Origin of the sequence: Streptomyces sp. SS1-1 (assembly GCF_008973465.1) — a bacterium.
Classification (GTDB): Bacteria; Actinomycetota; Actinomycetes; order Streptomycetales; family Streptomycetaceae; genus Streptomyces.
Genome location: NZ_WBXN01000004.1, coordinates 7,474,929 through 7,501,685, shown reverse-complemented (window position 1 = coordinate 7,501,685; position 26,757 = coordinate 7,474,929). Strand labels below are relative to the sequence as shown.

Genomic DNA, 26,757 nt, shown 5'->3' with positions numbered 1-26,757 from the left:
GCGCATCCGGTGTTCGATATGCCCCCGTGCGTTCGTGCCGGTGCGTCACACGGACGCACTGCCGCTACTTGAGCTGGGCCTCTGTGAAGTATTCGGACTTGACCAGGACGTCGTAGTTGGTCTTGTCGACGCTCGTGGGCTGCAGCAGGACGGCCGGGACCGCCTTGACACCGTTGTCGTAGTCAGTGCCGTTGTCCACCTCCGGCTCCCTGTCGTGGAGGATGTCATCGACCATGGTCGCCGCGGCCTGCGCGAGTTGGCGGACGTCCTTGTAGACGGTCTGTGACTGCTGGCCCGCGATGATGGACTTCACCGAATCCAGTTCGGCGTCCTGACCCGTGATCACCGGAAGCGGTCTGCCGCCGGAGCCGTAACCGGCCGACTTCAGTGCGGACAGGACGCCCCTGGAAATGCCGTCGTACGGCGACAGGACCGCGTCGACCTTTCTGTCGCCGTACGACTTGGCGAGGATGCCGCTCATTCTCCGTTGCGCGGTGCGCCCGTCCCAGCGCAGGGTGGTGATCTGGTCGAGTTCGGTCTGACCGGACGGGACGACCAACTTTCCGTTGTCCAGGAACGGTTGTAGAAGCGCCATCGAACCGTCGAAGAAATACTTGGTGTTGTTGTCGTCATGAGAGCCGGCGAACAGCTCGATGTTGAACGGGCCCTTGCCGTCTTCCAGACCGAGCTTCTCGATGATGTAGTGGGCCTGCACCCTGCCGACCATCTCGTTGTCGAAGGAGACGTAGTAGTCGACGTTCCGGGTGCCGAGGATGAGCCGGTCGTAGGAGATCACCGCGATGTCCGCGTCGGCGGCCCGCTGCAGCACGGCGTCCAGCGACCTGTTGTCGATCGCCGCGATGATCAGAGCGTCGACGCCCTGTTCGATCAGTTCCTTGATCTGTGCGACCTGGGCCTTCGGGTCGTCGTCGCCGTAGACCAGCTTGGTCTTGTAACCCCGGGACTTGAGGCTCTCGACGACACTCTTGCCGTCGGTGAGCCACCGGTCGGAGGCCCGCGTCGGCATGGCGATGCCGACGGCACCGGCCTCGGAAGCGCCCGCCGAGCCGTCCTCACCGTTCTGGCTGCACGCGGACAGAAAGGCGAGGGACATGGTTCCGGCGAGGACGGCTCTTCGATTGAGCATGGTGATCGTTCCTTGTTCTTCTCGTCGTTGAGGAGATGAGGGCACGGGAGACGCATGTGGAGCGGCGAGGAGGGGTGGAGCGGGCGGTAAAAGCCCATCGAATGGTGTTCCGAACCAGGTCACGAGGGACGGGGCCGTGCAGATGCATTGCTGGAGCCCCCGAGAGCAAGTAGGCCGTGATGAACGGCATAAGCGGCGAATCTCGTTGACCGATCGGGGTCAGATGGACTCGGTCTCTACTCGGCTCGCTCCCGAGGCATCTCGAGGCGGCCCTGCGCATCGTCGACCACTCCGTCGCTGAGCCTCAAGATCCGGGACTTTCCGGATCCAGTGAGCCGACACCCGTGCGTACCTCGACGCACGTGGCGCAAGTTCCCAAAGACACAGGACACTCGCCTCTCAGATGTTCGATATTTCGGCACCTGTTCGAAAAAGATGACGAGAAGTTAGGTGATATGTGACGGGCTGTCAACGGCGTGAACAGATGGTGTGTCTGTGGTCGAGGTCAGGCAGGTCGGTGAGGCTGAGGGCGCGGCATCATGGCCGTGGCGGTCGCCCTCGAGGAAGCCGTGGCGGCCAAGGACTTGCGCAGCAGGCGGGGCCGCCAGGCCGGTGCCCGACAACTCCCGCACCACGCCCGCGGAGACCGGGCCGTCGGAGTGTCCTGCACGGCCGCTGCGGTCCACAGAGGCTGTCTTGCCCCGGGGGGGGGCGACGGACCTGCAGGTGACGGAACTTACGGCGTGCTGGTGGAATCCGTGAGCTGCGGGCGTGGTGCCGGCGGCAGCGGCGTAGGGGCTTCGGTCTCCGGCACGGCGCGGAACGCCTCGATCACGTAGGCGGCGAAGCGGCGCGAGGCGGGCCTGGCAGCATGGCGCGATGACTCACCCCATACCCGTGCCGCTGCCGTACGCGTTCGTCGATCACCATGCCGTCGGCCTGGCGGGCAAGGGCATCGATGGCCGGGCCGTGACCTACGGTGCCGATCCGTGGCGTCTCCTTCCCCTCCACTCGCCGAAATCGGCAAGGAGCACGCGTGACAAATGAGCTCGGGCCTTCGCCCGTCAACCCGGATTCCGCTTACAGCAACGCTTCGATCTACGTGGACGCGGAAGCCGCGTCACGGATCATGGCCCGGCTCCGACACGCCCTCGACCTCGTCACGGACGACGGCCCAGAGCTGGTGATCGGACCGGTGCGCGTGACCGGCGGACCCAACGACTACGCCACAGGCCGACGCGCGCACCCCTTCGACTTCCTGGAGTGGCCGACCGTGCTGGAGTGCGAGGCCCCCGGGGGAACGCCGGCCGAGGTGGTGCAGGCCGTCGCGTCAGGGCAACCGCCGACTGACGCGCACCGAGCACGACGGCACTGTCACCGTGCTGGCTGACCGCTGGCAGGGCAAGCGGCTGAACAGTCCGAACGACGCCGCGGTCAAGTCGGACGGCTCCGTCTGGTTCTCCGATCCGGACTTCGGCATCACCAGTGACTACGAGGGCTATCGCGCCGACAGCGAGATCGGCGCCAACAACGTCTACCGGATCGACCCGGACAGCGGTGAAGTACGCCTGGTCGCCGGCTGCTTCGCGGCGCCGAACGGCCTGGTCTTCTCGGCCGATGAGCGACAGCTCTTCGTCTCCGACACCCGGGCCGGCTGCATCCGGGTCTTCGACGTACGGGACGACGGCACCCTTTCCGACGGCAAGGTCTTCGCCGACGCCGGATCCCGCCAGAACGCCCGTTTCGACAACCTCCGCTTCGATGACGGCGGACGGCTCTGGGCAGCCGCGATGGACGACGGGGTGCACTGCTACGACCCCGACGGCACGCTGATCGGACGGCTCAACGTCCCCGAGGCGGTGGCCAACATCTCCTGGGGCGGAGCCAAGCGCAACCGTCTCTTCATCACCGCGCAGACCAGCCTCTACTCTCTGGTCATGGGCGTGACGGGCACGCATCCGACCGGCCCGGGACACCAGCCCTGGCGGGCCCCGGCATCCCGGTGACCTGCGACCGACTGATCAGCAGCCCGCCCCAGGAGAGCCCGCCCGTGCAGAAGACCGCCCTCGTTCCCTACGCTCACCTCCCGCGCGCGCACCACCACCGCCACGTCCTGACCAGTACCGTCGATGTCTTCGGCACCGCGCACTGGCTGCTGGCCGACCGTGCACCGCGGCGCGGTGGCGATGTCCCGCCCTTCGACGCGCTGATCGCCTCCGTCCATCCGGGCGGCGACATCGAACTCACCGAACTCAACGCCGTGCGGGCCCGCTGGCCGCGTCTGGACCGTCTGCCGGACGGAGGGTTCGTCGTCGGGGCATCCCGCGCCCGCCGGTACGAGGACGCGGACCAGGTCCAGGTCTTCGACGCGCTCGGCCGCGAGACCTCCTCCTTCTCCGTCGGGGACGCCATCGAGCACCTTCTCGTGGACGATGCAGGCCACATCTGGGTCGGGCACTTCGACGAAAATCCGTCCGGCATCCGCCGCTGGAGCCGCACAGGCCAGCTCTACTGGATGTCGGACGAGGCAAGCATCCCCGGTCTCTTCGACTGCTATGCCCTGAATGTGTCGGGCACCACCGCCTGGGCGTGCCCGTACACGGACTTCCCGCTGGTGGAGATACGCCCGGACCGCATCGACCGGCCCGTGAGGGTGTGGGCGAACCGTGTCCGGGGAGCCAAGGCGGTGGCCGTCCACGGCGAGCGGGTCGCCTTCTACGGCGGATACGGCGAGGAGGCGGACCGGCTCGCCCTCGGCGAGGTGACCGAAACGACCGTCGAGCCGACCGGCTTCGGTCTGCTCACTCTGCCCGACGGATCCCTCCCCGGCCGCCGCCGGGTCGTCGGCCGGGGAAGCAGGATCTACGTCCAAGCCCAGCCGTTCACGGCGTGGGCGGTGTTCGACCTCAACAGCTGACGCCACTTCCTGTGAGTTGGATGCTGGGGCCCTTCGCACAGCGTTTGGAGCTTGATCGAACGATGCTGATCGAACTGGTGAAAGTCGCAAAGCTTCCTGGACGCCCCTGGCTGGCGAACGTTTAGACCTCGTTCGGAGGGGCCGCGGTCCGATGGTGCGGAGATCAGGCTGCGGCACCCGGCGAATACCGCGTCGAGTGGACGATCGACCAGGACATCGTCTGGGGGTACAACGCCAGGCCGGCTGTCGGCACCGGCCCTGGGCTCCGAACCGGCGGGCACTGCGTCGTTGTGCGGGGACGGCTGAACCTCACCGAGGACGGTGCCGCCCTCCTCGACTTCGCGGGCACGAAGGTCCTACTGGACCTTGTTGATCCGCTGCCCGAAGACGTCGCCGATACGTGGGTCGAGCTCTTCATCGAGCACGACAAGGTCAGTGTGTGCCCCTACGCACTTTGACCAGGGATCGGTTCAGTCCGGCACCCGGTGATCACCGTCGGCACGCTCACGCTGTGCGCGACTGCGTTGGCCTGGAGGGCGTTCGGTGAGCTGGGCTGCCGGTCCTGTACTGCGGCCTGGCGCCCCGGCGGTCTACACCGTGATCATGCTGGTACGGCGCGAGCGGATGCAGTTCCGCGGCCACCTGCCAGCGCCGTCCCGCCGGGACGAGTCCGACGACGACCAGAGCCAGGTCTACGGAGCGGACGCGTAGGCGTTTTGATGTGTGGGACGCGCGCGGTCCAGAAAGCGAATGTTTCGACGTTGTTCTCGCGCCCTTCGCGCCCTTGGCGCCTCCTCCCCTGAGAACGGAGGTCGCCGAGCCGACGCCGGCCTGCTGGACGCAGCACCGCGACCAGAGTGTGTTCGCATCCCTTCACAGCCGTCGCCGGAACGGGGCGAGCGTGGCGCGCACGGCGTCAGCGGCCCCCCAGTCGGGGTCGAACTGGGCGATCACGGCCAGGTGTTGGCGTAGCTGGAGAATCGGCATGCGTTCGCGCCAGCCGGCGTCGAGGCCGGTCAGCTCGGCGTACAGCGTGAAGAACACGTGCGCCTCAGGCGGCGGCGCCGTCGTCCACAGGTGGGCCAGGTCGACCTCGGCCCAGGTGTACGACACGGCCGGGTCGATCAGTGCGGGCAGGCCGTCCGCAGTCGCCATGACGTTCATCGCCCACAGATCCCCGTGCGTCAAACAGGCCGGCTTGCTCGGCAGCAGCTCAGGCAGCCTCTCGCACAGGCGCTCCAGTGCCATCCGGTCGGCGGCGTCCAACGCCTCCTGAACGCGCCGCTCGTCCAGCCAGCGCAGCAACCGATTCTGGGCGAAGAACGCGAAGCCGTCATCCTCCCAGGTATTGATCTGCCGACGGCGCCCCAGCCAGTTGTCCCGGTGCCACCCGAATCGCGGGTACCGAGTGGTGGTGTGCAGACGGGCAAGCACATGGGCCAACTGCTCCCAAAAGGTCGCGGTCCCAGGGCGCGGCTGCAGCACGGACAGCACGAGTAGGTCGCGGTCCACATGGATGACTTCGGGCGTGGCCAGACCGCCCCTCTCACCCAGCACGGTGAGCCCCTCCGCCTCGACGGCGAAGGCATCGTCCGACGGTGGCTCCCCGAACGTCTTGACAAAGACTGACGTGCCATCACCACGCCGCGCGACGGCCGAGGTTGCGGCGAAGCCGCCAGCAGCCGGCTCGACCGCTACGACATCGCTCAGACCAGCCGCATGGAGGCGTTCGAGCAGGCCAGATGTCGCTTCCCTCACCGGTGCGCTCCTCTGTTACGTGCCGACTTCCTCAGTGCCCGATGCCCCAGGGGACCGGCCTCAGCGGTTCCAGCCCCCGACCCGTGCGCTCAGGACGCGGTGACGCTTTCGGCCAGTAGTCCACCGCGTCCACGCCAGCCCGACGTCGCCCGACCGCACCGACCCTAGTTCACCTGGGCGTTCACCACCCCCTTCCAGCAAATCGAAACATTCGAAGCATGATCCCCGGTCAAGCCATTCATGTTTCGATAATCTTTCGGAAACTTAGTCATTGACTGTGCACTTGCGCCACGCCCATACTCTCCAGCGTTCGAAACCTCTCCGTAACAACGGGGGGACTCCTGGTGCTTGTGGCCCGACTGCTTCACCTTCGTCCACCACAGGCGACCGAGGTCCCTCATGAACGGTGCCGATATCGATCCGAACGTCCCGAACCGTTCACCAAGGCCTCTGGACCGCACCCAACGGACGTGCCCCTCGGCGCGGACGTGGTCCTCCGGGCAGCATCCGTGATCTCCCTCCTGCAAGTCCCCCACCCAGGAAGGAAAGACATGCACCACTCATCCGCTCTGACGGTCGGGAGCCCGCCTCCCCGGCCCAGAAGGCGTCTGCTCTCCCTCTTCAGCAGGCTCTGTGCGTTCGCGATCGTCGTCGCAGCCGTGGCATTGCCGGCCAGCGCCAGCGCCGACACCGTCGTCACCACCAACCAGACCGGCACCAACAACGGTTACTACTACTCGCACTGGAGCGACGGCGGCGGCTCGGTGTCCATGAACCTGGGCTCCGGCGGCAACTACAGCTACCAGTGGAGCAACGTCGGCAACTTCGTGGGCGGCAAGGGCTGGAGCACCGGCGGCCGCAAGACGGTGAACTACTCCGGCAGCTTCAACCCGTCCGGCAACGCCTACCTGGCCCTGTACGGATGGTCCCAGAACCCGCTCGTCGAGTACTACATCGTCGACAACTGGGGCACCTACCGGCCCACGGGCACGTACAGGGGCACCGTCAACAGTGACGGGGGCACGTACGACATCTACGAGACCACCCGCGTCAACCAGCCGTCCATCGAGGGCACCAAGACCTTCCAGCAGTATTGGAGTGTCCGGCAGTCGAAGCGGACCGGCGGCACCATCACCACCGGCAACCACTTCGACGCCTGGGCGAGCCACGGCATGCGCCTCGGCAGCTTCAACTACATGATCATGGCCACCGAGGGCTACCAGAGCAGCGGCAACTCCAACATCACCGTCAGCGAAGGCGGTTCCGGCGGCGGCAATGGCGGCGGGGGCGGCGGCAACGGTGGCGGCGGTGGCGGGGGCGGCGGCTGCACGGCGACGCTGTCGGCCGGCGACAAGTACAACGACCGCTACAACCTCAACGTCTCCGTCAGCGGCTCCAACAACTGGACCGTCACGATGAAGGTGCCCTCACCCGAAAAGGTTCTCGCCACCTGGAACATCAGCGCAAGCTACCCCGACGCGCAAACCCTCGTGGCCAAGCCGAACGGCAACGGCAACAACTGGGGCGCCACCATCCAGACCAACGGAACCTGGACCTGGCCGACCGTCTCCTGCAGCACCAGCTAATCCCCGCCCTTCACCCAGCAACGGGCAGGCCGGCCCCGGCCTGCCCGTACCCCCCAGGAGGGAAACGCCTCGTGCCTCTCAGACTCCGGAAGCCCCTGGCAGCCATCACCACTGGTTACGCGCTTGTCGCCGGGACGCTCATGGCCAGCTCGCTTGTCGCAGGAAGTGCGGCGCCGGCTCAGGCCGCCAGCTGCAACGGCTACGTCGCCCTCACGTTCGACGACGGGCCGTCCAACGACCACACCCCCGCCCTGCTCAACGCCCTGAAACAAAATGGTCTCCGGGCCACCATGTTCAATGAGGGCCAATACGCGGCCGCCTACCCGTCTCAAGTACGGGCACAGGTCGACGCCGGAATGTGGGTCGGCAACCACAGCTACACGCACCCCCACCTGACCCAGCAGAGCCAGTCCCAGATGGACTCCGAGATCTCCCGGACCCAGCAGGCCATCGCCTCGGCGGGCGGCGGCACCCCGAAGCTGTTCCGCCCTCCGTACGGCGAGACGAACTCGACGCTCAGGTCGGTGGAATCGCGTTACGGCCTCACCGAGGTCATCTGGGACGTCGACTCCCAGGACTGGAACAACGCCAGCACCGACGCCATCGTGCAGGCTGTCGGCCGCCTCACCAACGGCCAGGTCATCTTGATGCACGAGTGGCCCGCCAACACACTCGCCGCCATCCCGCGCATCGCACAGTCCCTCGCCAGCCGCAATCTCTGCGCCGGCATGATCTCCCCGACCACCGGCCGCGCTGTCGCACCTGACGGCGGTTCCGGCGGCGGTGGCGGCGGTGGCGGCGGTGGCGGGGGCGGTAGTTGCACGGCGACGCTGTCGGCCGGCGACAAGTACAACGACCGCTACAACCTCAACGTCTCCGTCAGTGGCTCCAACAACTGGACCGTCACGATGAAGGTGCCCTCACCCGAAAAGGTCCTGGCCACCTGGAACATCAGCGCAAGCTACCCCGACGCGCAAACCCTCGTGGCCAAGCCGAACGGCAACGGCAACAACTGGGGCGCCACCATCCAGACCAACGGCAACTGGACCTGGCCCACCGTCTCCTGCAGCACCAGCTGACCCTCACCCCTCATCCAGCAACGGGCAGGCCGACCCCGGCCTGTCCGTCATGCCTCCCCCTCCCCCAAGGTCTGTTCGTTCTGCAGTCGTGCCTTGTTGATCTCGGCTTGAAGTCGAAGCCAGGTGGGGTCCGTCGCGCCGGCCGTGGTCACCGTTTCCAGATCGTCCGCCTCCCATGTGCGGGTTCCGTCGGCCAGGAGAAGGTGCGTCTCCAGGTCGTCGCAGTCGGCCGGAACCTCGGCCGTGGTCTCCGAGAACTCCCTGGCTGCAGCCCTTGCGGCGTCCTCGCAGGCGGCCCTGTCGGCGGCCTCCCTGCTCGTGCCGCGGGTCTGCGCCGAAGCGTCCAGCACTGACATGAGCGTCAACTCGCCGTCATCGCCGGCGACGAGGAGTTCGCCGGTCGCCGTGGCGGCCAGTGCGGCCACCGGGGTCGCCGTCCGCACAGCGTGCTCGGCCGCTTCCAGGGTTTCGACGTCCACCTCGACCAGTACGCCCGCGGGGGTCGCGATCCACAGCACGCCCGGTCGCGGTCCGAAGGCGATGTTGTGACGTGACCAGGCATTCACCTGGTCGAGCCACTCCTGCGGGTACGGATAGCCCGGGCTGGGGTCGCCGAGGGTCGTGCTCAGGACCCGACGCAACGACGGGAACTCGAACACCTCCACCGAGTTGTCGTACGCGTTGCCGCGCACCGCCATATGTCGTCCGTCCGCGCTGAAGACCGGAGTCTCGTAGCCGTCACAGTCCAGGACCAGTGCCCGGCGCAGCGGCCGCATCACGGCAGGCGCATTCCCTTGGTCGACGCGCGCGAAAAGACAGTAGGTGGCCCCTTGGTCGCTGGCCAGCGTGGCGACGAGCCCGCCTCCGGGATGCTCCGCGACCCCGGTGTCCCAGCGGGGTCCGGGACCGATGGTTCCGGAGGTGAGGTCGATGACGTCCGAGCTCTCCCAGTCGCCGCCTTCGTCGTGGAACGACGGTGAACCCCACAGCGTCTGTCCGTCCGGGCTGAAGGCGACAGTGTCGTAGGAGGCGGTGGTTGGGACCGTTTCCGGTTCGGTTTCCCCTGCGGGAGTCCATTGCCGTAGTCCGCTCTCCCCTGCCACGACAAGCAGCGGCCGGTCCGGATGCCACGCCACAGCGGGCGCCCGCGATATCCCTTCCCACGCCGGGGCGTCCCCGTAGATGGGCGTCGACAGGCCCACGGAGCCGAGTTCACGTAGTCGGCCTCCACCGCAGTCCCAGATGTGTACTGCCGGACGCTCCGCGTCCCAGCAGGCCACGAGCGGAAGCCGCGGATGGCAAAGCAACCGTTCGACACGACGTCCGCCGCCCACCAGCGCGCGTGCCACTACTTCAAGATCAGTCACCCCAGCACCGTAGTCGCCGCCAGGCTGGGCGGCGGGGCCCTTCAACCGACGTGGCTCGGCGATCCAGTTGTACCCGTGCCGGTGAGACATGAGACTTGCGCGGTGTTCATGGAGCTGTCACCCCGCGATCTGTCCTGGGCGGAGGTCGCCCCCGCCCGTCATCCGTTCGACAGCGAGGCTGCCGCAGGCGTGGTCAGGTCGCTCGGACCGGCCCGCCGGGTGCCCCGACGTCCTGACGTTTCCGCGGGCGACCGGGCGCTGTACGACTGGGGCTGGGAGGAGGCCAGGCCCTGGGCCGACGCGATGACCCGGGCCTTGGCCGAGCATTACGGCCGTTGGGTCGTCGGCTGGCGGTGGGCACACGACGAAGGGGACTTCGGTGGAGGGCCGGTCGGCAGTTGGTTCTCCCCACTGCACTCGGTCACCACCCCGGACGAAACCCTCGACCGGGTGACCGCGGCGCTGCGGGAGTGGCGGGAGTGGCTGGAACGGCTTGCCGCCTGGTTCGAGGCGTACCCGCTGGATCTCGCCGGCATCGACGACCAGCGGATCCTGTGGGACCGCACCGCCCGCACCCTGATCCTGCACGTCACCGACCGCACGGGCTGCGGCAGCGGCTGGTACGGGCACTGCCATCAGGTACTGAGCTGGTTCCTCAGCCGCTGGGGGCGTCCCGCCCGACGACGCCGCACACCCTGGTGGAGCAGGCGATCGGCGGCCGGTTCAGGAGCTGGACGGGCCCGGACCCGGCGCTGGTGGAGGACATCTCCGAACGCCTCGCTGACGCCGTACGCCCCGACGTGACCCTGACCACCGCCGCCCCGCCCGCGCCGCCCGATCACCTCGAGCGCTGGCTCAGCGTGCGGGACTCCGTGCCGTGGCACGGCCGGCGACAGCGCCGGGAGCGCGCCCATGACACCGTCGACAGCAGTGACAGCCGTGACACCGGTGCGCGATGGAATGGCAGACGAGATACGGGCCTTCGACTCCGTCCTGGACCCCGCCCGCGGCCAGAACCTGCTCACGGCGCTGGAGTTGATGCGGGCCGACGCCGCGCGCGGCGCCCGGTTGGACTTCGCCCTGATCCAGCGCTGGCAGCAACACGTCCTCGGCGCGCCCGCGTTGCCGCCGTTCCGCAGCCTGCCCGCGTTCGCCAAGGGCGGCCGGGAACGCTATGACATCGCCGCTGACACCCGAGCCCGCTTCGACGCCTGCCTCGCTCAGAGCGCCGAGGACGCCACCCGCCCTCTCCCGCTGACCGCCCGGGCGGCCCGCGCGTACCTCGACGTCTGCTTCTTCCACCCCTTCGACGACGGCAATGCCCGCAGTGCCCTCCTCACCCTCCTCTTCGTACTCGCGCGCGAAGGGGTCGCACTCGACAGCGTGCTGTTGCTGCGTCGCGTCGCCTTCCACGCCGACGACCCACACGGCGCGCTCGCCCTCACCCGCTCCATCGACCACCACATGCGCGAAACCCGACAACGGGCCGGCGAGCGAGCGCGAAGGCGGCGCGGTTCAGGCGGGGGATGAATCTGCCGGTCGGAGGGTGCGGACGCCGGTCAGTTCTTCGGCCGCCGCCCACAGCCGGCTGCCGACCGCCGGATCGGCGGCCTCAGCGCTGGGACGGACTTCGGTGACCCTCCCCCGCGTCTCCCAGAGGGACGCCGGCCCGAAGAACTGGCCGCCGCGCACGCCGGGTTGTGTCGCGGCGCGCAGTTGCGGCAGCGCACCTTGCTCGACCGGCTGGGTGAGCAGCAGGCCGGATGACGCGATGAGCCGGCCGAACCGGCCGCGGTGTTCCCAGGCGCGCGGGGTCAGGTTGGTGCGGGTCAGGCCGGGGTGGGCCAGTGCGCTGACGATCGGTGATCCGGCGGCACGCAGGCGGCGGTCCAGTTCGATGCCGAAGACGGTGGTGGCGAGTTTCGACCGGCCGTAGGCGGCAGGGGCCCGGTAGTCGCGTTCGAACATGAGGTCATCGAAGTCGAGGTGCGCGTTCTTGTGGGTGATCGAGCTGAGGCTGACGACCCTGGGCTCCCGTGCCGCCGACAGGTTGTCCAGCAGCAGGCCGGTCAGGGCGAAGGGGCCGAGCATGTTGGTGCCGAGGTGCAGCTCGAATCCGTCGGTGGTGGTCCGGCGTGGGCCGAGGAGCACAGCGCCGGCGTTGTTGACGAGTACGTCGATGACGGGGTGGTCGGTGGTGAGTTTCGCGGCGAAGGCGTGCACGGAGTCGAGGCTGGCCAGGTCGAGTTCGCGTACCTCGGTGTCGCCGCCGATCTGCCGGGCGGCCTTCGTGCCGGCGGTGGTGTCGCGAACGGCGAGGACGACGTGGGCGCCACGGTGGGCCAGTTCGGTGGCGGTGACCAGGCCGAGGCCGGAGTTCGCGCCGGTGACGACGGCGACCCGGCCGTGCTGGTCGGGGATGCCGTCGGCGGTCCATTCGCTCATCTGCTGCTCCTGCTGTTGTGGGTGTCCGGTGTGTTGGTCCGGCGACGGTAAGGGCAGTGCGGGCTCTTTCGGTCGTCGCCGGTTGCCTAGGTCCGCCGGACCTACCTTGAGTGCCTCTGGAGGAGGGACACTCCTGACATGACGCATCCCTACGCTCGTGAGCTCGGTGACTTCCTGCGTGCCCGGCGCAACCGGCTGCGCCCGCAGGATGTCGGGCTGGAGCCGGGCGGGCGGCGCAAGGTCACCGGGCTGCGACGTGAGGAGCTCGCCCTGCTGGCCGGGCTGAGCACCGACTACTACCAGCGGATGGAGCAGGGCCGGGAGGTACGCCCGTCCGACGGCGTCCTGGACGCGCTCGCCGACGCGCTCGGCCTGGACGACGAGGAACGTCGTCATCTGTTCACCCTGGCCCATGCCGCCCGCAGGCCCGTACCCGTCGTGGCCGACCGCCGTCCGGAGACGGTGCCGGACAACACATGGCGGCTGTTGCGGGTCATGGACACCCCGGCGATCGTCCTCGGCCGCCACCTCGACCTGCTCGCCTGGAACACGATGGCGGAAGCGCTGCTGGGCAGCCCCGACGACTACCCGGCCGACCGGCTCAACATGCTCCTGCTGATGTTCGACGAGTCGGTGATGTCCGAGCGGGCGTGTCCGCACTGGGAGCGGCAGGCGCTGGACTACATCGGCATGATGCGGGCCGCCGTCGCGACCGACCCCACGCATCCGCGTGCCACCGCGATCGTCGGTGAACTGAGCATCCGCAGCGCCGAGTTCAGGCGTCTCTGGGCCAGGCACGACGTCCGGGCATCCGTCACCGGCATCAAGACGTTCAGGGTCCCGGGGGTCGGCGACATCGACCTCCACTGGGACACCTATCCACTGCCGGGTCGGCCCGGGCCGTTCATGCTGGTCTACACCGCCGAAGTGGGCAGCGCGGACGCGGACCGGCTCCGCCTCGTGGCGTCCCTGCACGCCACCCGCACGACCGGCAGGACACAGCAGCCGCCATCGTCGACCAAGCCGCGGACCTGATGCAGTGACAGCTGCCTTAGTGAGCCGGAACAGCCGCTTGTCGTAGGTGCTGACCGGCCCCCACACCGGACGCGCTGACCGCCCTCGTGGGCCGGGCCCGAGCCAGGTTGCTGTTGGCGCTGGACGCCCCGGCCAGTACGAGCCACCTCGCCCGGAGCCTTGCCATGGCGCCCGGGGCGGTCGGGGACCACCTCGCCATCCTGCGCGGTGCGGGGCTGCTCGTCCGCGCCCGGTCCGGGCGGTCGGTGCTGTACCGGCGCACCCCTCTTGGCGAGGCACTGGTGGCCGGTTCGAGCTGACGGCTCGGAGCGGGGTGGGGTGGGGGTGGGAGGTTCGCGTCGGCCGGCCGGCGTCAGGCCGGTGGTGAGGTGAGAGCCGTGGCCAGGTGGGTCAGCCCGTACTCGAACGCGGCGTCCACGTCGCCGCCCAGATTGAAGGCGCCGGCGAGTTCCATGCTGATGAAGCCGTGCGCCCAGGCGGTCACCGTGCGGGCCGCCTCCAGCGCATGGGCCGGACCGGCGAGATCGGCGGTCACCCGCAGGACCGGGGCCGCCACCCGGGCCAGCAGGGCGGGCTCGGGCCCGCTCGGGGTCGGAGCGCTCGTGAAGATCAGGTGGTAGGCGGCCGGATGCGCGTGGGCGAAGGCGCGCAGGGCACGCACCAGGCCGGCCAGCGTCCTGCCCGGCTCGGGAACCACCTCAACGGCTTCGAGATCCCTCTGCAGGTCCAGCAGGGTTGCCTCGGTGACCAGTTGGACCAGGGCGTCACGGTTGCGGACGCGCTTGTAGAGCGAGGGAGCACGCACTCCGACGCGCTCGGCGACCGCCTGCATGGTCAGTTGCGCGAGCCCCTGCGACTCCACGATCGTGCGGGCCGCCTCGACGATGGCGTCGAGCGAGGTGCGCTCGGGTGTCGGCATGGGGTCTCTCCATTCGGCGGTAGGTCGCCCGGGCAGCGGCCGGGGGGCGGGCCGAAGCCACCCGGCCAATCTGACGGGCCCGACCATCATAGCTATGTACTATAGCCATGATGGCTATGAGCCGTAGCCATCCTCGGACCCGGCGAGGAGAGGCCAATGAAGCTCGACCAGCACCTGCACCGCATAGGCAACGACATCGTGGCGGCCTATCTGGTCGTCACCGGCGACGGCGTGACCGTGATCGACGCCGGTCTGGCCGGCCACTGGCGGGACCTGCTCGCGGAACTCGCCACCCTTGGCCTCACCCCCGCCGACGTCCGCGGCCTGATCCTCACCCATGGCGACACCGACCACATCGGTTTCGCGGAACGGCTCCGCCGCGAGCACGGCGTCCCCGTCCACGTCCACAGCGCCGACGCGGCGCGTGCCCGGGGCGAGGTCAAGGTGAAGAACGCCTGGGGGCACGCCAGATTCGGCGCCACGGCCGGCTTCGTCTGGTACGCCGCACGCAAGGGTGGCCTGCGCACGACCTACCTCACGGAGGTCTCCGAGGTCGCCGACGGGGACGTGCTCGACCTGCCGGGGGCGCCCCGCATCATGGGGCTGCCGGGACACTCGCCCGGCAGCATCGCCGTTCATGTGGCGGAGGCCGACGCGCTCTTCGTCGGCGACGGCCTCACCACCCGGCATGTGCTCACCGGACAGCGCGGGCCGCGGCCGGCCCCGTTCACCGACGACCAGGAACAGGCGTTGGCGTCACTCGACCGGCTCGCCCAGGTGCAGGCGACTTGGGTACTTCCCGGGCACGGCACACCCTGGAACCAGGGCGTGCAGGAGGCGGTCCGCCAGGTGCGGGCCGCAGCGCAACTCCACTAGACAGCAGGCCCTCCGAGCCCGACACGGCCACCACCCGGCCGGACGTGGGCCTCTCTCCCCCGAACGCCCGCCGAGGACGTCAGTCGCCGAGGACGTCAGTCGCCGAGGACGTCAGTCGCCGAGGACGTCAGTCGCCGAGGACGTCAGTCGCCGAGGGCCCCACGCAGCAGGCGTCGGGCCACCTCGGTGCGGGCGGTGGCGAGTTCGGCGGCGATCAGTTCGCCCTTGTGGGCTTCGGGCGTCACTGCGGCTTCATCGGCTGCTTCGGACCGGCCGGCGAGCAGGGAGGCGCGACGCAGGTGGGTCGGCGGGTGCGTGGCGTCGACCTGGTGGCCGCGGCGGGCTCCGGCGCGGCGCTGCCGTTCGTACTCATGCTCCGGGATGGAGGCCACGTACGCGGTGAGGCGTTCCCACAGTTCGTCGGCGCGGTCCGCCGCGTTCCGGGTGGAGCGAGGTCCGCGGAGGGCGGCACGGTTGGCTTCGGTGCGCAGCCAGACGCCGAGTGACTCGGCGACGAGCAGGCGGTCCATGAGGCCGACGGCCGCCGGTGTGGAGGCGGTGCGGGCGGCCAGCCGGTCGGCGAGGTACTCGGCCCGGATACCGGCCCTGGACGTCAGGCGGAGCAGCAGGACGAGCAGTCCCCCGATCAGCAGGCGGGGCAGCACGTAGAGAGCGTTGACGATCAGTTCCAGGCCGGTCGGCTGGGGAAGCGGCCGGATGATGTCGTGCCACACCGTCAGGGACCGCACCGCGCTGCCGACCACGAGGCCGTTGCGGAGGTCGCCGTTGGCGTAGTGGGCCAGTTCGTGGCCGAGCAGCGCGATGCGTTCCTCGGGGGTGAGGATCTCCCACAGCGGCATGCCGAGTACCAGCAGCCGCCGCCCACGTATCCCGTACGTCGTCACGGCGGCGTTGATGCTGCCGTTCACGACGATCGCGTGCACGCTCGGTGTGCCGACCGCTCGGGCCACGTCGTCGACCAGGGCGAATAGTTCGGGTGCGTCGGCCCGCAGCAGCACGGGCCGATCCTCGGGCAGGCGGCCGGGCCTCGGGGCGAGGAGCCAGGCCAGCGCCAGAAGGACCAGCCCCGCCACGATGCCGGCGCCTCCCCAGCCCGCCACCAGGCACCAGGCACCGCCGACGGCCAACGCGACGGTGATTCCGTGTACGGCCGCGGCGAGCACCGTGGCCGCCACCGCCGAAGCGTCGCGTCGCGGGCGTGCGTCGGATCCGCTGAGCATCTCGGCGAGCAGCTGCTCGCCGTGCCGACGGGCCAGCTCGCGGCCGGCCCGCTCGAGCCGGCCCACCTCCGGCTGGGGCGCGGCGGGGTCCACATTCCAGTCACACGTGGTGCACCACAGGGTGAACCGGCTGTCGCCGCGGATCTCCGAACCGCATTCCGGGCACGGCTGTATGGTCTCTTCGGCGATGGCCGACATCACGCTTTCCCCCTCTTGCGCGGCCCACCCCACGAGCCGCCGCCCCAATGATCACGGGTTATCCGATCACAGCACGGCATCACCGGGAAGGCGTGGTCGCCCGCGCGCGCTGAACCGTGATCCCACCGCAACCGGCCCGGGGGCGAGATGCGGGCAAAGCGGCACCTTGCGCTGACGTGTGGCACCCCTTCACAGGTCGGCGCTCCGTTGGCGACGGCCCCGTCGGGCGCCCGCTGCCCGGGCCAGGTGGCCGCGCTTCCCCGACCCGGCACAGGCGCTGGTCACAGCCGTGGCTTGGTCTCCCAGCGAGGGCCCATATCGGGGGTGTCGACTCCGGCCAGTTCCGTCACCAGGCGGTGCACTCGCGTCAGATCGTGCAGCAGCGCCCGCGTCTCGGTCGGCGGCATGTCCGCCTGCCGGGCGACGTCGTCCAGGAGCACGGCATCGCCGTCGTGCTCCGCCTGCGCCGCCGTCACCGCCTGGAACACCCGCTCGTGCTCCGGGGTGTACTCGTGGCGCTCGCCTTCGACGAACGTCCGTTCCGAGCCCGCGGCCGCCGGGTCCTTGATCGGCTCCTCGGCCAGATCGCCGGGGCGCCATTGCTGCTTGCCACGGTGCTTCGCCGCGATCCGGTCCTCGTGGGTCACGGAACCGCCGTGGCGCAGATGCGTCCGCTGTTTGGAGGCGCCTGTGGTCTCGTTACGGGCGCTGGGGCTCTTCCCGGCGGCCGCCGCCTCACGGGCCGCGGCCCTGCGCTCGTCCTCGTTGCCTTCCATCTTCTTGCGGACCATGGGGCTCTCCCGTCCTCGTGCTCTGCCGTTCCTCCCGTTCCTGTCAGCTGTCCAGTTCCTCCTGCACCGGTGGCTTCGGCGCGTCCCGCAGGTGCTGGGACTGGCCCGGCCTGCCGCCCTTGCGTGCCTGCTCGGCGCGCTGTGCGGGACTCAGGCCGAGGTCGGAGGCGGGGTCCACGCGTACCGAGCGCGCCACCTGGTCCTTGTTCTCGTACTCGTCCGGTGGGATGGCGCGCAGCGCGTCGACGACCTCCTTCGATCCGCCGCCCGTGCTGCGGGCCGCCTCCACCAGTTCGTCCTTGGTCGCCGGGAAGTCGACGTCCTTCAGGGCGTCCACGACCTCCCGGGCACTCGTGCCGTGCGCCATGGCTGCTCTCCGTTCCGGTGTGTGGTCTCGTCGCCGCCGAGTACCCCGACACCTCCGACCGTTTCAACTCAAACCACCTGAAACGGGTCTTCTTGTTTGCCCGTTCCCGTCCGCTCGGGGTCCGCCCACCGCGGGTTTCGCTGGAAGAAACAAGGCAGGCGGGGCGGCTGCCGGCGCGTGTCGGCCTTGTCCACGGCGTCGCCCGGCTCATCCCGGCGGCTGCAACGCGTTCCGTGGCTTTGGTGTCGCCGGGGGCATACAGCGGGCCGGCCGTGACCGGAACCTGGATACGGCAGACACCCCGACCGCTCGAGCCGACGTGCGGAGGCACCATGGCTTACATCGGCACCCCCCAGACGCTGACCGTCCCCCGCCAGGGGTCGAACGGCGCACCGCCGGCACTTCCGGAAGCCGCCGTCACCGGCGCCGATCCGCTGCTGCTCAGCGACGCGATCGGGCCCGCCCGGGCCGGCGTCCTGGACACCACCCTCCACAGGAGCAGTGAAGCGCTCGCGGGCCGCCGGATCATCGATGTGAACTCGACGCTGAACGGTGGCGGTGTGGCCGAGATGCTGCACCGGCTTCAGCGGTACTCCCGTGGTGCGGGGCTCGACGCCCGTTGGTTCACCCTGCGCGGTGATCCGGCCTTCTTCGCCCTGACCAAGCAGTTGCACCACTTCCTGCACGGGGCCGATGCCTCCGGCCCACCACTCGACCGAGCCGGAGCCGAGCATTACGCGGCGGTGTGCGAGGCCAACGCACGCGCCCTGCTGCGCGCGGTACGGCCCGGAGACGTGGTCACCCTCCATGATCCGCAGACCGCCGGCCTCGTCGCCCACCTGCGGCGGGCCGGGGCGCGGGTGATCTGGCGGTGCCACGTCGGCACCGACGACCCCAACCCGTACACCGACCGGGCCTGGGCGTTTCTGCGGCCCTGGTTGGAGACGGCGGACGCGTATGTGTTCTCACGGGAGCGGTACATTCCCGGCTGGCTCGCCGGACGGCGGGTCGCCGTGATCCAACCGTCGATCGATCCGCTGTCGGCCAAGAACCGGCCCCTTGCCTCCTCTGTCGCCGCGGCCATCCTGAGCCGGGTCGGTCTGCGCGCACCCGTGGACGGGGACGGGCCTGCGCTCTACCGACGGGGCGACGGCTTCGTGGGCCGGATACGGCGGGCTCCCACCTGCCTGTGCAGCGCCTCGCCGCCACCCGCTGACGCGCCGCTCATCCTGCAGGTCTCCCGCTGGGACCCGCTCAAGGACATGGTCGGCGTGCTGGCGTCGTTCGCCGAGGCCGGCGGCAGCCTGGACGGGGCGCACCTGGCCCTGGTGGGCCCGGATGTCACCGGTGTCACCGACGATCCCGAGGGTGGGCGGGTCTACGCGGAGTGTGAGGCGCTGTGGCACCGGCTGCCGGACCGGGTGCGTACGCGGGCGCACCTGGCGTGTCTGCCGATGGCCGACGCCGAGGAGAACGCGGTGATCGTCAATGCCCTACAGCGCTCGGCGTCGGTGGTGACGCAGAAGAGCCTGGCGGAGGGGTTCGGCCTCACGGTCACGGAGGCCATGTGGAAGGGAAGCCCGGTCGTCGCCAGCGCCGTCGGTGGCATCCGGGACCAGATCATGCACGGAGTCAACGGCATTCTGCTCGACGACCCCAGCGACGGCCTGTCCTTCGCCGCCCATGCGAGCGGTCTGGTCGGTGATCGCCACCGTGCCGGTGCGCTGGGGGTCGGTGCCCGGCACCGGGTCCGGGAGAACTTCCTGGACGACCGTCAACTGCTGCAGCGGACCTCGCTCTACCGGAGCGTCGCCCGCGTGTGACCCGGCCCTCTCGGATACGGCCGGCAGACGGCAGACGGCAGACGGCAGACGGCAGACGGCAGACAAGATCACGAGGACACAGCTCATGGATCACGAAGCCTTCATCGACACGGCGGCCCAGCGTTCCCACATCCCCCGGGAGAAGGCGGAAAGCCTCACCCATGCGACGTTGGAGACGCTGGCCGAGCGGCTCACCAAGGGCGAGGCGGACGATCTCGCGTCGGAGCTGCCCAAGCCGCTCAAGACCCCCCTCATCTCCCAGACACCGGAGGCGGAGGACTTCGGGCTGGAGGAGTTCGTCGACCCGGTCAGCCGACGTTCCGGTCTCGGCCCGGACGAGGCGCGCGAAGGAGTGCGTGCGGAACTGAGCACCTTGCGCGACGCGGTCAGCGACGGCGAGTTCCGTCAGGTACTGACCCAACTGCCCACGGAGTTCGGCGAACTCGTGGACTCCAGGAGCTAGGGAGGCGACATGACCGACGAGGTCGGCACGTAGGGAGACCGTCACCGTCATCGCGCGTGGGCTCAGGTTGCGTACCTCGAGGTCCTCGCGCATCCCCTCACCCACATAGCGGGTGCGCTCCACCAGCAGTTCGCTCTGCGAGCCGTGGGGCGGGACGCGGGCCAGGAACGTGGTGCGATAGGGGTCGTCGGACATGACGGTCAGGTTCATCGGGTCCGACTTCGCCGACCTCTTCGCCGTCAAGGAGAGCCGAGTCCCTTCGCAAGGCGAAGTGACGGTCAGGCCCGACGGTTCGGCCCTTGAGTTCGACCTGCACTCCGATGCGGCGTGGCGAGGCGTGCGGGTGGAGAGCGAGGGCGCCCAGGCTCGCCCGGACGGGCTGGACTTCCGGGCCGAGGTGCCGGCCCGCGGCCGGTGGCGCACCACGCTGCTGGTGCGGCCCAGCGTCGAGCAGGAGCATGCCGGCGGCGTGTTTCCGGTGGGTGTGGAGCCGGCCGAGTTCGCCCCGGCCCGTCGCCTGCGTGCCTGGCGCGAGAGCACTCCGCACATCACGAGGGTCGAAGATCCGGAACTGCACCGGACGATGCGCCGCAGCCTGGAGGATCTGGGCTCGCTGCGCATCTTCGATCCGGCGCACCCGGAGGACACGGGCGGTGGCGGCCGGCGCGCCCTGGTTCATGGCGCTGTTCGGCCGGGACTCGCTGCTGTCCTCCTACATGGCTCTGTCCCTGGACCAGAACCTGGCCCTGGGAACCCTGCAGACCCTCGCGCGGGCTCAGGGCCGGAAGGTCGACCCCATCACCGAGGAACAGCCGGGACGCATACTGCACGAGACGCGCTTCGGCCTGGACTTCCCGCTGGCGCGCGGCGGCGGCAGTGTGTACTACGGGACCGCCGACGCCACACCGTTGTTCGTCGTCGTCCTCGGTGAGCTGAGCCGCTGGGGCATAGCGCCGGACGCCGTCGAGGCGCTGCTGCCGCACGCCGACCGGGCGCTGGAGTGGGTCGAGAAGTACGGGGACCGGGACGGGGACGGCTTCGTCGAGTACCAGCGCATGACGGAGAACGGTCTGCTCAACCAGGGGTGGAAGGACTCCTACGACGGCGTCAACTTCGCCGACGGCAGCCTCGCGAAGCCGCCGATCGCCCTGTGCGAGGTGCAGAGTTACGTCTACGCGGCCTATGTCGTCCGGTCGCACTTCGCGCACGAGGCCGGTGATCTCAAGGCCGTCGAGCATTGGTGCGGTCGCGCCGCCGCACTGAAGGAGGCCTTCAACGAGAGGTTCTGGCTCCCCGAGCGCGGCTGGTACGCCGTCGGTCTCGACGGCGACAAGCGCCCCATCGACGCGCTGGCCTCGAACATGGGGCATTGCCTGTGGACGGGGATCGCGGACCGCGACAAGGCCGAGCAGGTGGCCGAACGACTGCTGTCCCCCGAGATGTTCACCGGCTGGGGGGTGCGCACGCTGGCCACGACCATGGGTGCGTACAACCCGATGAGTTACCACAACGGGTCGGTGTGGCCGCACGACAACGCGATCCTGGCCACCGGCCTGATGCGCTACGGATTCGTCGAACAGGCCCAGCGCGTGGCCACCGGCATCCTCGATGCCGCCGAGACCTTCGGCGGCCGGCTGCCCGAGTTGTTCTGCGGCTTCGATCGGGACGAGTTCGACGCCCCGGTGCCATATCCCACCTCCTGCTCCCCGCAGGCCTGGGCCGCGGCCACGCCGGTCCAGTTGATGCGAGCACTGCTGCGCATCGACCCGTGGATGTCGCACGGCCAGGTGTGGGTGGCACCGGCGTGGCCCGCCCGCTACGGACGCCTGTCCATCCACAACATCCCGTTGGCCGGCCGGCGCGTGGACCTGGAGGTCGACGGGGCGTCCACCCGCATCACCGGCCTGCCGGACGACGTGGAGATCGTGCAGCAGCCTCGCCGACCGCTCTCTCCCGCGCCCAACCACCACGACCAGCGTTCCGGCCCGGACATGCCGTCCGGCCCCGGATCACCTTGAGGGCGGACCCATGACAGCGACGGCACCTCTCGACATCACCATGATCACCACTCCCTGGTTCGCCCTGCCGCCCGGGGCGTACGGCGGGATCGAGGCGATGTGTGCCGAGTTGGTCGACGGCCTGGTGGAACTGGGGCACCGCGTGACCGTCATCGGAGTGGGCCACAACGGGACCAAGGGCGACTTCATCGCCACTGACGACAGCCCGGCGGGTGCGCAGAGGCTGGGGAACTCCGGCCCGGAGGTCCTGCACGCCGCGCGTGCCGCGCGCGCACTGCGTTCCCTCGACTCCGACGTCATCCACGACCACAGCACGGTGGGCCCGCTGCAGGCCGGTCAGCGGCAGGCGCCGACCGTGGTCACCGCACACGGCCCCGTGACCGGGGAGACGGGCCGGTACTACGAGGCGTTGAGCGACACCGTGCACATGGTGGCGATCTCACATGCGCAGCAGGAGCAGACTCCGGACATCGTCTGGTCCGGCCAGGTGCACAACGCGCTGCGCACCGCCCAGTATCCGTACCGCGACCGCAAGGGGGACGACGTGCTGTTCCTCGGCAGGATCGCCGCCGACAAGGGTGTCCATCTGGGCATCGACGCGGCCCGGGACGCGGGGCTGCCACTCACCATCGCCGGCGGCTGCAACGACCCCGCCGAGCAGCCCTACATCGACGAGGAACTCCAGCCCCGGATGGGCGATGACGTGCGCTGGGTCGGGGAGGCCGACCGGCGCACCAAGCTGGACCTTCTGGCGAACGCCCGCTGCCTGCTGTTCCCGATCCAGTGGGAGGAGCCGTTCGGGATGGTGATGATCGAAGCGATGGCGTGCGGCACTCCGGTGGTCGCGCTCCGCCGTGGATCGGTGCCCGAGATCGTCGAAGACGGTGTCACGGGCTTCATCTGTGACCATCCCGCCCAACTGGTGCAGGCGATAGGCTCGGTGGCCCGGTTGGATCCCCAGGCCTGCCGAGAACGGGTCCAAAGCCACTTCCACACCGACCAGATGGCGGTCGCCTACGCCACCCTCTACGAACAGCTGTGCCGGGGGCCGACGCGGTGAGCCGGCAACCCACGCCGAGGGTAGAGGCCACCGGGGAGGCGGCTCTCGCCGCCGGCTCAAGCACGCTGCGTCGTCGCTGGTGTCCTGTGCCAGAAGGGCTCCTTCTCCTCGCCGCAGCGGGCGTTGTCAGTGGTGGCAGGCAGGATGGCGGGCATGACGACACCTGCAGTTGTGATCACGGATGCCGCCGCCTACGCACAGGCGGTCGAGGACGCGGTGAAGGCGTCGGCGGCCTACTACGAGAGTGGGACGTCGGCACTGGACGACGACGCCTATGACCGCCTGGTGCGCGGCATCGCCGTGTGGGAGGCCGAGCACCCTGATCAGGTACTGTCCGCCTCTCCGACGGGGAAGGTCGCCGGTGGCGCCGTGGAGGGCGACGTCCCGCACACGGTGCCGATGCTGAGCCTGGACAACGTGTTCTCGGCGGAGGAGTTCGGCGCCTGGACCGCCTCACTGGCCCGGCGCGTCGGCCACGAGGTCGAGCGGTTCAGCGTCGAGCCGAAGCTGGACGGGCTCGCGATAGCCGCACGCTACGTCGATGGCCGCTTGAGCCGGCTGATCACACGCGGGGACGGGATGGCCGGGGAGGACATCTCCCACGCGATCGGCACCATCGAGGGCCTCCCGGAAGAACTGTCGGAGCCTGTCACCGTGGAAGTACGCGGCGAAGTCCTCATGACGGCGGCCCAGTTCGAGCACGCCAACGAGGTGCGCTCGGCGCACAGCGGGCAGCCTTTCGCCAACCCGCGCGGCGCCGCGGCCGGCACCCTGCGCGCCAAGGAGCGTGCCTACACCGTGCCCACGACGTTCTTCGGTTACGGCCTGCTGCCCCTGCCCGACACCGAGAGCTCGCTCGCCGTGAAGCTCAGCGACCTCCCGCACAGCAGCCTCATGCTTCAGGCCGCCGCGTACGGCATCAACACCACCGCCACCACCGACGTGCCGGGCGTCACCGCTGACACCGTCGAACAGGCGCTGGCCCGCGTGCGGGAGATCGCCGCGGTGCGGGCCGAGTTGCCGTTCGGGATCGACGGGATCGTCATCAAGGCCGACCTGGCCTCCGATCAGCAGGCGGCGGGATCGGGGTCGCGCGCTCCGCGCTGGGCGATCGCCTACAAGCTGCCTGCCGTCGAGAAGATCACCCGGCTGCTGGAGGTGGAGTGGAACGTGGGCCGCACCGGCATCATCGCGCCGCGTGCCGTGCTGGAGCCGGTGGAGATCGACGGCGCCACCATCACGTATGCCACCCTGCACAACCCGGCCGACATCAGCCGCCGAGGTCTGCGGCTGGGCGACCACGTCATGGTGTACCGGGCCGGTGACGTCATACCTCGCGTCGAGGCTCCCGTGGTCCACCTGCGCACCGGCGGCGAACAGCCCATCGTCTTCCCCGAGGTCTGCCCCCGGTGCGGCTCGGACATCGACACGAGTGAGCAGCGCTGGCGCTGCGAAAACGGCCGCAACTGCCACCTCGTCGCCTCTCTCTCCTACGCCGCTGGTCGTGACCAACTCGACATCGAGGGCCTTGGTCACACACGCGTCGTCCAGCTGGTGGAGGCGGGCCTGGTCACCGACCTCGCGGACCTGTTCACGCTCACCCGTCAGCAGCTTCTCGGTTTGGAGCGCATGGGTGAGACCAGCACCGACAACCTCCTGGCCGCGCTCGCCGCAGCGAAGGGACAGCCGCTCTCCCGGGTGCTGTGCGCGCTCGGCGTCCGCGGTACCGGCCGCTCGATGTCCCGCCGCATCGCCCGGCACTTCGCCACCATGGACAACGTTCGCGCCGCGGACGCGGAAGCGATGCAGCAGGTCGAGGGCATCGGCACCGAGAAGGCCCCGTCGATCGTCGCCGAACTCGCCCAGCTCGGCCCGCTGATCGACAAACTCGCCGCCACCGGCTTCGGCATGACCGAACCGGGTGCCACCGCACCCGCCCCGGCCACCTCGTCAGGCAGCGACTCCGACTCCTCCGACGACTCCGACGACTCCGACAGGGACACCGAGGTTGCGGCCGGGCCGCTGACAGGGATGACCGTCGTGGTCACAGGAGCGATGACCGGCCCCTTGGAGCGGCTGAGCCGCAACCAGATGAACGAGCTCATCGAACACGCCGGCGGCCGCTCGTCCTCCAGCGTCTCCAAGAAGACCACCTTCGTGGTCGCCGGAGACGGCGCGGGCTCCAAGCGGGCCAAGGCCGAAAGCCTCGGAGTCCGGTTGGCCACCCCGGACGAATTCGCCACTCTGGTGGCCGACTACCTCAAGTAGGCCTGCCCGCTCACAGCTCAGCGACGAGGCCCCGGATACCTGCGCAGGCATTCGATGGGTGAAAGGTGAAAAGGTCTTCCGTGTCAGAGCGGCTAGACGTCGCCAGGACTGCCGGGGCCAGGCGTGAACGTCGCGCCGAGGGCGTACTGCGCGATCCCGAAGGGCTGGAATGAGGCGTCAGCAAGGACACGGTATAGGAACTCGGCGGTGGACATGTCGTATCGGTGCCATGTCCCGCTGTCATGGGATCGGGCAAGCACGGGGTGATCACCGGGCCGCTCGGCATCGATCAGCCAGCAGTACTCGTCGGCAGGTTCGGTCGAGCCCCAGGCGATCAGCCCCTTGGCGGATTTTCATCCACCCCCAGATCCCGTCCGACGCCCTTCGCGACGCCGCGTACCGCGGAATCGAGCCCCTGACCGACCTGGGGCTGGCCACATTCGGCTGGGGCTGGCACATCGAAGCAGCCACCGCCGCCCTACGGGTCATCCCGCGCGGCACGCTGGACCGCCACCCCGACCTGCAGATCGTGCTGGGTCACTGGGGCGAACTGCTCCCGTTCTGGCGGGACCGCGCCGACAGCCTCGCCCGTCTCGCCGGTCTCAAGCACCGGATTTCCGACTACCTGCGCACCAACCTCTTCCTCACCACCTCGGGCATGCTCAACCCCGCCCTCCTGCACCACGCCCTGACCGTGACCACGACCGACCGGCTGATCTTCTCCACCGACTCCCCCTTCCAACAACCCACCCGAGCAGACATAGACACCTTCCTCGCGCACTTCGCCAGCGATGGCGACCGGCGCAAAATCAGCTCGACCAACGCCGCGACCCTCTTCAATATCGATCTCACCGCGCGCTGACTCACCGCCAGGACGCCCATTGCTGGCGGGGATGCCGTGGTTTCGAGGCCTGCTGCACAGGCCCAGGCGTGACACCGCGTCGCTCAGACGGGAGTGCATCGTGAACGAACTTGAACCATTTCTGCGGAACGTGGGCACGGCCACCTGGTCGATGGAGGACGGCATCGCCTTCGAGGTGGCATTGAACGGCATCGACAGCGTCGTCGGCGCGTACACACGCCTCATAGCGCAGGCCCGGTCGGCAGACGACACCCAGAAAGCTCGGGATTTCGCCGCCCAGCGGGGACGGTGGTCCGCACGTCGTCGCCGCATCACACCCGCCGACAGAGCGACCGTCGATGCTGTCATCAGCGAAAGCGCCCGGCTGCTGGAACAGTTGCGGGCACGGTGACCTCGAAGCCGACCGGCTGGCGTCGTGTAGCCCTCGAACCCGTGGTCACAGTCGCCTTCCATGTGCTCATTCAGGCGCCGTCACCCCGCCCACGCGCCGCGCTCGTCGCCGACTGGTTGGACGGGTCATGGGAATACGCGTTCGTC

The 26,757-nt window shown here is 69.4% G+C and carries 25 protein-coding genes and 4 pseudogenes; 20 read left to right on the top strand and 9 right to left on the bottom strand.

The window, feature by feature from the left end:
- Positions 1–64 precede the first annotated feature (64 nt).
- Positions 65–1,147: a multiple monosaccharide ABC transporter substrate-binding protein gene (gene chvE / locus F8R89_RS35785; protein WP_151787910.1), complete on the bottom strand. Its 1,083-nt coding sequence runs from the start codon at positions 1,145–1,147 to the stop codon at positions 65–67.
- A gap of 879 nt (positions 1,148–2,026) precedes the next feature.
- Here chvE and F8R89_RS36420 point away from each other — a divergent pair.
- The 5 genes and pseudogenes from F8R89_RS36420 (at position 2,027) to F8R89_RS36415 (ending at position 4,522) form a co-directional block, all read left to right on the top strand.
- Entirely contained in the window at positions 2,027–2,194 is a 168-nt protein-coding gene (locus F8R89_RS36420; RefSeq protein ID WP_192806322.1) for a hypothetical protein, read from the top strand.
- Positions 2,184–2,537 carry a hypothetical protein gene (locus tag F8R89_RS35775; protein ID WP_151787909.1) on the top strand — a complete coding sequence of 118 codons (354 nt, stop codon included), beginning with the start codon at positions 2,184–2,186 and terminating at the stop codon, positions 2,535–2,537. The genes F8R89_RS36420 and F8R89_RS35775 overlap by 11 nt, the downstream gene beginning before the upstream one ends.
- A pseudogene (locus F8R89_RS35770) lies at positions 2,479–3,153 on the top strand (SMP-30/gluconolactonase/LRE family protein); the annotation flags it as partial. The gene F8R89_RS35775 and the pseudogene F8R89_RS35770, both read left to right, overlap by 59 nt.
- A 44-nt stretch (positions 3,154–3,197) precedes the next feature.
- Positions 3,198–4,064 carry a hypothetical protein gene (locus F8R89_RS35765; protein WP_151787908.1) on the top strand — a complete coding sequence of 289 codons (867 nt, stop codon included), beginning with the start codon at positions 3,198–3,200 and terminating at the stop codon, positions 4,062–4,064.
- A gap of 290 nt (positions 4,065–4,354) precedes the next feature.
- Entirely contained in the window at positions 4,355–4,522 is a 168-nt protein-coding gene (locus tag F8R89_RS36415) for a hypothetical protein (protein WP_192806321.1), read from the top strand.
- Between the two features lie 415 nt (positions 4,523–4,937).
- On the opposite strand, the gene F8R89_RS35760 is transcribed toward F8R89_RS36415, so the two are convergent.
- On the bottom strand, positions 4,938–5,822 hold the full coding sequence (locus F8R89_RS35760; RefSeq protein WP_151787907.1) for a fructosamine kinase family protein: 885 nt from the start codon (positions 5,820–5,822) through the stop codon (positions 4,938–4,940).
- 551 nt (positions 5,823–6,373) lie between these two features.
- Here F8R89_RS35760 and F8R89_RS35755 point away from each other — a divergent pair.
- Both F8R89_RS35755 and F8R89_RS35750 read left to right on the top strand, forming a co-directional pair.
- The gene (locus F8R89_RS35755; protein ID WP_151787906.1) at positions 6,374–7,408 is read left to right on the top strand and encodes a glycoside hydrolase family 11 protein; all 1,035 of its coding nucleotides are present in this window, start codon (positions 6,374–6,376) and stop codon (positions 7,406–7,408) included.
- 71 nt (positions 7,409–7,479) lie between these two features.
- Positions 7,480–8,487, top strand: a complete 1,008-nt coding sequence (locus F8R89_RS35750) for a polysaccharide deacetylase family protein (protein WP_192806320.1) — start codon at positions 7,480–7,482, stop codon at positions 8,485–8,487.
- A gap of 47 nt (positions 8,488–8,534) precedes the next feature.
- Here F8R89_RS35750 and F8R89_RS35745 read toward each other — a convergent pair whose 3' ends face one another.
- A complete protein-coding gene (locus F8R89_RS35745) occupies positions 8,535–9,854 on the bottom strand; it encodes a hypothetical protein (protein WP_225994602.1) in 1,320 nt (439 codons plus the stop codon).
- A gap of 108 nt (positions 9,855–9,962) precedes the next feature.
- On the opposite strand from F8R89_RS35745, the gene F8R89_RS37020 reads away from it, so the two are divergent.
- Positions 9,963–10,658: a hypothetical protein gene (locus tag F8R89_RS37020; protein WP_225994601.1), complete on the top strand. Its 696-nt coding sequence runs from the start codon at positions 9,963–9,965 to the stop codon at positions 10,656–10,658.
- Between the two features lie 156 nt (positions 10,659–10,814).
- The gene (locus F8R89_RS37015; protein ID WP_225994600.1) at positions 10,815–11,384 is read left to right on the top strand and encodes a Fic family protein; all 570 of its coding nucleotides are present in this window, start codon (positions 10,815–10,817) and stop codon (positions 11,382–11,384) included.
- Here the strand turns inward: F8R89_RS37015 and F8R89_RS35735 are convergent.
- Complete coding sequence (locus tag F8R89_RS35735; protein WP_151787904.1) at positions 11,370–12,299, bottom strand: oxidoreductase; 930 nt, start codon at positions 12,297–12,299, stop codon at positions 11,370–11,372. The two genes, F8R89_RS37015 and F8R89_RS35735, sit on opposite strands and share 15 nt — an antisense overlap.
- Positions 12,300–12,437: 138 nt before the next feature.
- Between F8R89_RS35735 and F8R89_RS35730 the strand changes: the two genes are divergently transcribed.
- Positions 12,438–13,334: a helix-turn-helix transcriptional regulator gene (locus tag F8R89_RS35730; protein WP_151787903.1), complete on the top strand. Its 897-nt coding sequence runs from the start codon at positions 12,438–12,440 to the stop codon at positions 13,332–13,334.
- Between the two features lie 56 nt (positions 13,335–13,390).
- Positions 13,391–13,633 (top strand): annotated as a pseudogene (locus F8R89_RS35725) (ArsR/SmtB family transcription factor); the annotation flags it as partial.
- 53 nt (positions 13,634–13,686) lie between these two features.
- Here F8R89_RS35725 and F8R89_RS35720 read toward each other — a convergent pair.
- Positions 13,687–14,253, bottom strand: a complete 567-nt coding sequence (locus tag F8R89_RS35720; protein ID WP_151787902.1) for a TetR/AcrR family transcriptional regulator — start codon at positions 14,251–14,253, stop codon at positions 13,687–13,689.
- Between the two features lie 156 nt (positions 14,254–14,409).
- On the opposite strand from F8R89_RS35720, the gene F8R89_RS35715 reads away from it, so the two are divergent.
- Positions 14,410–15,129, top strand: a complete 720-nt coding sequence (locus tag F8R89_RS35715; RefSeq protein WP_151787901.1) for an MBL fold metallo-hydrolase — start codon at positions 14,410–14,412, stop codon at positions 15,127–15,129.
- Positions 15,130–15,272: 143 nt separating this feature from the next.
- Here the strand turns inward: F8R89_RS35715 and F8R89_RS35710 are convergent, their stop codons facing one another.
- From F8R89_RS35710 to F8R89_RS35700, 3 genes are all read right to left on the bottom strand, one after another.
- Positions 15,273–16,568 (bottom strand): M48 family metallopeptidase, encoded by a 1,296-nt coding sequence (locus F8R89_RS35710; RefSeq protein WP_151787900.1) that lies wholly within the window; start codon positions 16,566–16,568, stop codon positions 15,273–15,275.
- 281 nt (positions 16,569–16,849) lie between these two features.
- The gene (locus F8R89_RS35705) at positions 16,850–17,359 is read right to left on the bottom strand and encodes a hypothetical protein (protein ID WP_151787899.1); all 510 of its coding nucleotides are present in this window, start codon (positions 17,357–17,359) and stop codon (positions 16,850–16,852) included.
- A 43-nt stretch (positions 17,360–17,402) separates the two neighbouring features.
- Positions 17,403–17,726: a DUF2795 domain-containing protein gene (locus tag F8R89_RS35700; RefSeq protein WP_151787898.1), complete on the bottom strand. Its 324-nt coding sequence runs from the start codon at positions 17,724–17,726 to the stop codon at positions 17,403–17,405.
- Between the two features lie 332 nt (positions 17,727–18,058).
- On the opposite strand from F8R89_RS35700, the gene F8R89_RS35695 reads away from it, so the two are divergent.
- The gene (locus F8R89_RS35695) at positions 18,059–19,549 is read left to right on the top strand and encodes a glycosyltransferase (protein WP_151787897.1); all 1,491 of its coding nucleotides are present in this window, start codon (positions 18,059–18,061) and stop codon (positions 19,547–19,549) included.
- Positions 19,550–19,634: 85 nt separating this feature from the next.
- Positions 19,635–20,012, top strand: coding sequence for a DUF2267 domain-containing protein (locus F8R89_RS35690; RefSeq protein WP_151787896.1), 378 nt, complete (start codon positions 19,635–19,637; stop codon positions 20,010–20,012).
- 33 nt (positions 20,013–20,045) lie between these two features.
- Here F8R89_RS35690 and F8R89_RS37410 read toward each other — a convergent pair.
- Positions 20,046–20,255: pseudogene (locus F8R89_RS37410) on the bottom strand (glycogen debranching N-terminal domain-containing protein); the annotation flags it as partial.
- Here F8R89_RS37410 and F8R89_RS37405 point away from each other — a divergent pair.
- From F8R89_RS37405 to F8R89_RS35660, 6 genes and pseudogenes are all read left to right on the top strand, one after another.
- Positions 20,206–20,430 (top strand): annotated as a pseudogene (locus F8R89_RS37405) (glycogen debranching N-terminal domain-containing protein); the annotation flags it as partial. The pseudogenes F8R89_RS37410 and F8R89_RS37405 overlap by 50 nt on opposite strands.
- 235 nt (positions 20,431–20,665) lie before the next feature.
- A complete protein-coding gene (locus tag F8R89_RS35680; protein ID WP_225994598.1) occupies positions 20,666–22,030 on the top strand; it encodes an amylo-alpha-1,6-glucosidase in 1,365 nt (454 codons plus the stop codon).
- A gap of 10 nt (positions 22,031–22,040) precedes the next feature.
- The gene (locus tag F8R89_RS35675) at positions 22,041–23,090 is read left to right on the top strand and encodes a glycosyltransferase family 4 protein (RefSeq protein ID WP_225994597.1); all 1,050 of its coding nucleotides are present in this window, start codon (positions 22,041–22,043) and stop codon (positions 23,088–23,090) included.
- Between the two features lie 153 nt (positions 23,091–23,243).
- Complete coding sequence (ligA, locus tag F8R89_RS35670; protein WP_151787895.1) at positions 23,244–25,358, top strand: NAD-dependent DNA ligase LigA; 2,115 nt, start codon at positions 23,244–23,246, stop codon at positions 25,356–25,358.
- A 229-nt stretch (positions 25,359–25,587) separates the two neighbouring features.
- Positions 25,588–26,220 (top strand): amidohydrolase family protein, encoded by a 633-nt coding sequence (locus F8R89_RS35665; protein WP_225994596.1) that lies wholly within the window; start codon positions 25,588–25,590, stop codon positions 26,218–26,220.
- Between the two features lie 100 nt (positions 26,221–26,320).
- On the top strand, positions 26,321–26,611 hold the full coding sequence (locus F8R89_RS35660; protein ID WP_151787893.1) for a hypothetical protein: 291 nt from the start codon (positions 26,321–26,323) through the stop codon (positions 26,609–26,611).
- Positions 26,612–26,757 lie beyond the last annotated feature (146 nt).

Bases quoted from the DNA above. Each gene is read 5' to 3' on its own strand.
- chvE (WP_151787910.1), bottom strand. From the start codon at position 1,147: ATGCTCAATCGAAGAGCCGTCCTCGCCGGAACCATGTCCCTCGCCTTT.
- F8R89_RS36420 (WP_192806322.1), top strand. From the start codon at position 2,027: ATGACTCACCCCATACCCGTGCCGCTGCCGTACGCGTTCGTCGATCAC.
- F8R89_RS35755 (WP_151787906.1), top strand. From the start codon at position 6,374: ATGCACCACTCATCCGCTCTGACGGTCGGGAGCCCGCCTCCCCGGCCC.
- F8R89_RS37020 (WP_225994601.1), top strand. From the start codon at position 9,963: ATGGAGCTGTCACCCCGCGATCTGTCCTGGGCGGAGGTCGCCCCCGCC.
- F8R89_RS37015 (WP_225994600.1), top strand. From the start codon at position 10,815: ATGGCAGACGAGATACGGGCCTTCGACTCCGTCCTGGACCCCGCCCGC.
- F8R89_RS35735 (WP_151787904.1), bottom strand. From the start codon at position 12,299: ATGAGCGAATGGACCGCCGACGGCATCCCCGACCAGCACGGCCGGGTC.
- F8R89_RS35730 (WP_151787903.1), top strand. From the start codon at position 12,438: ATGACGCATCCCTACGCTCGTGAGCTCGGTGACTTCCTGCGTGCCCGG.
- F8R89_RS35720 (WP_151787902.1), bottom strand. From the start codon at position 14,253: ATGCCGACACCCGAGCGCACCTCGCTCGACGCCATCGTCGAGGCGGCC.
- F8R89_RS35715 (WP_151787901.1), top strand. From the start codon at position 14,410: ATGAAGCTCGACCAGCACCTGCACCGCATAGGCAACGACATCGTGGCG.
- F8R89_RS35710 (WP_151787900.1), bottom strand. From the start codon at position 16,568: ATGTCGGCCATCGCCGAAGAGACCATACAGCCGTGCCCGGAATGCGGT.
- F8R89_RS35705 (WP_151787899.1), bottom strand. From the start codon at position 17,359: ATGGTCCGCAAGAAGATGGAAGGCAACGAGGACGAGCGCAGGGCCGCG.
- F8R89_RS35700 (WP_151787898.1), bottom strand. From the start codon at position 17,726: ATGGCGCACGGCACGAGTGCCCGGGAGGTCGTGGACGCCCTGAAGGAC.
- F8R89_RS35695 (WP_151787897.1), top strand. From the start codon at position 18,059: ATGGCTTACATCGGCACCCCCCAGACGCTGACCGTCCCCCGCCAGGGG.
- F8R89_RS35690 (WP_151787896.1), top strand. From the start codon at position 19,635: ATGGATCACGAAGCCTTCATCGACACGGCGGCCCAGCGTTCCCACATC.
- F8R89_RS35675 (WP_225994597.1), top strand. From the start codon at position 22,041: ATGACAGCGACGGCACCTCTCGACATCACCATGATCACCACTCCCTGG.
- ligA (WP_151787895.1), top strand. From the start codon at position 23,244: ATGACGACACCTGCAGTTGTGATCACGGATGCCGCCGCCTACGCACAG.
- F8R89_RS35665 (WP_225994596.1), top strand. From the start codon at position 25,588: ATGTCCCGCTGTCATGGGATCGGGCAAGCACGGGGTGATCACCGGGCC.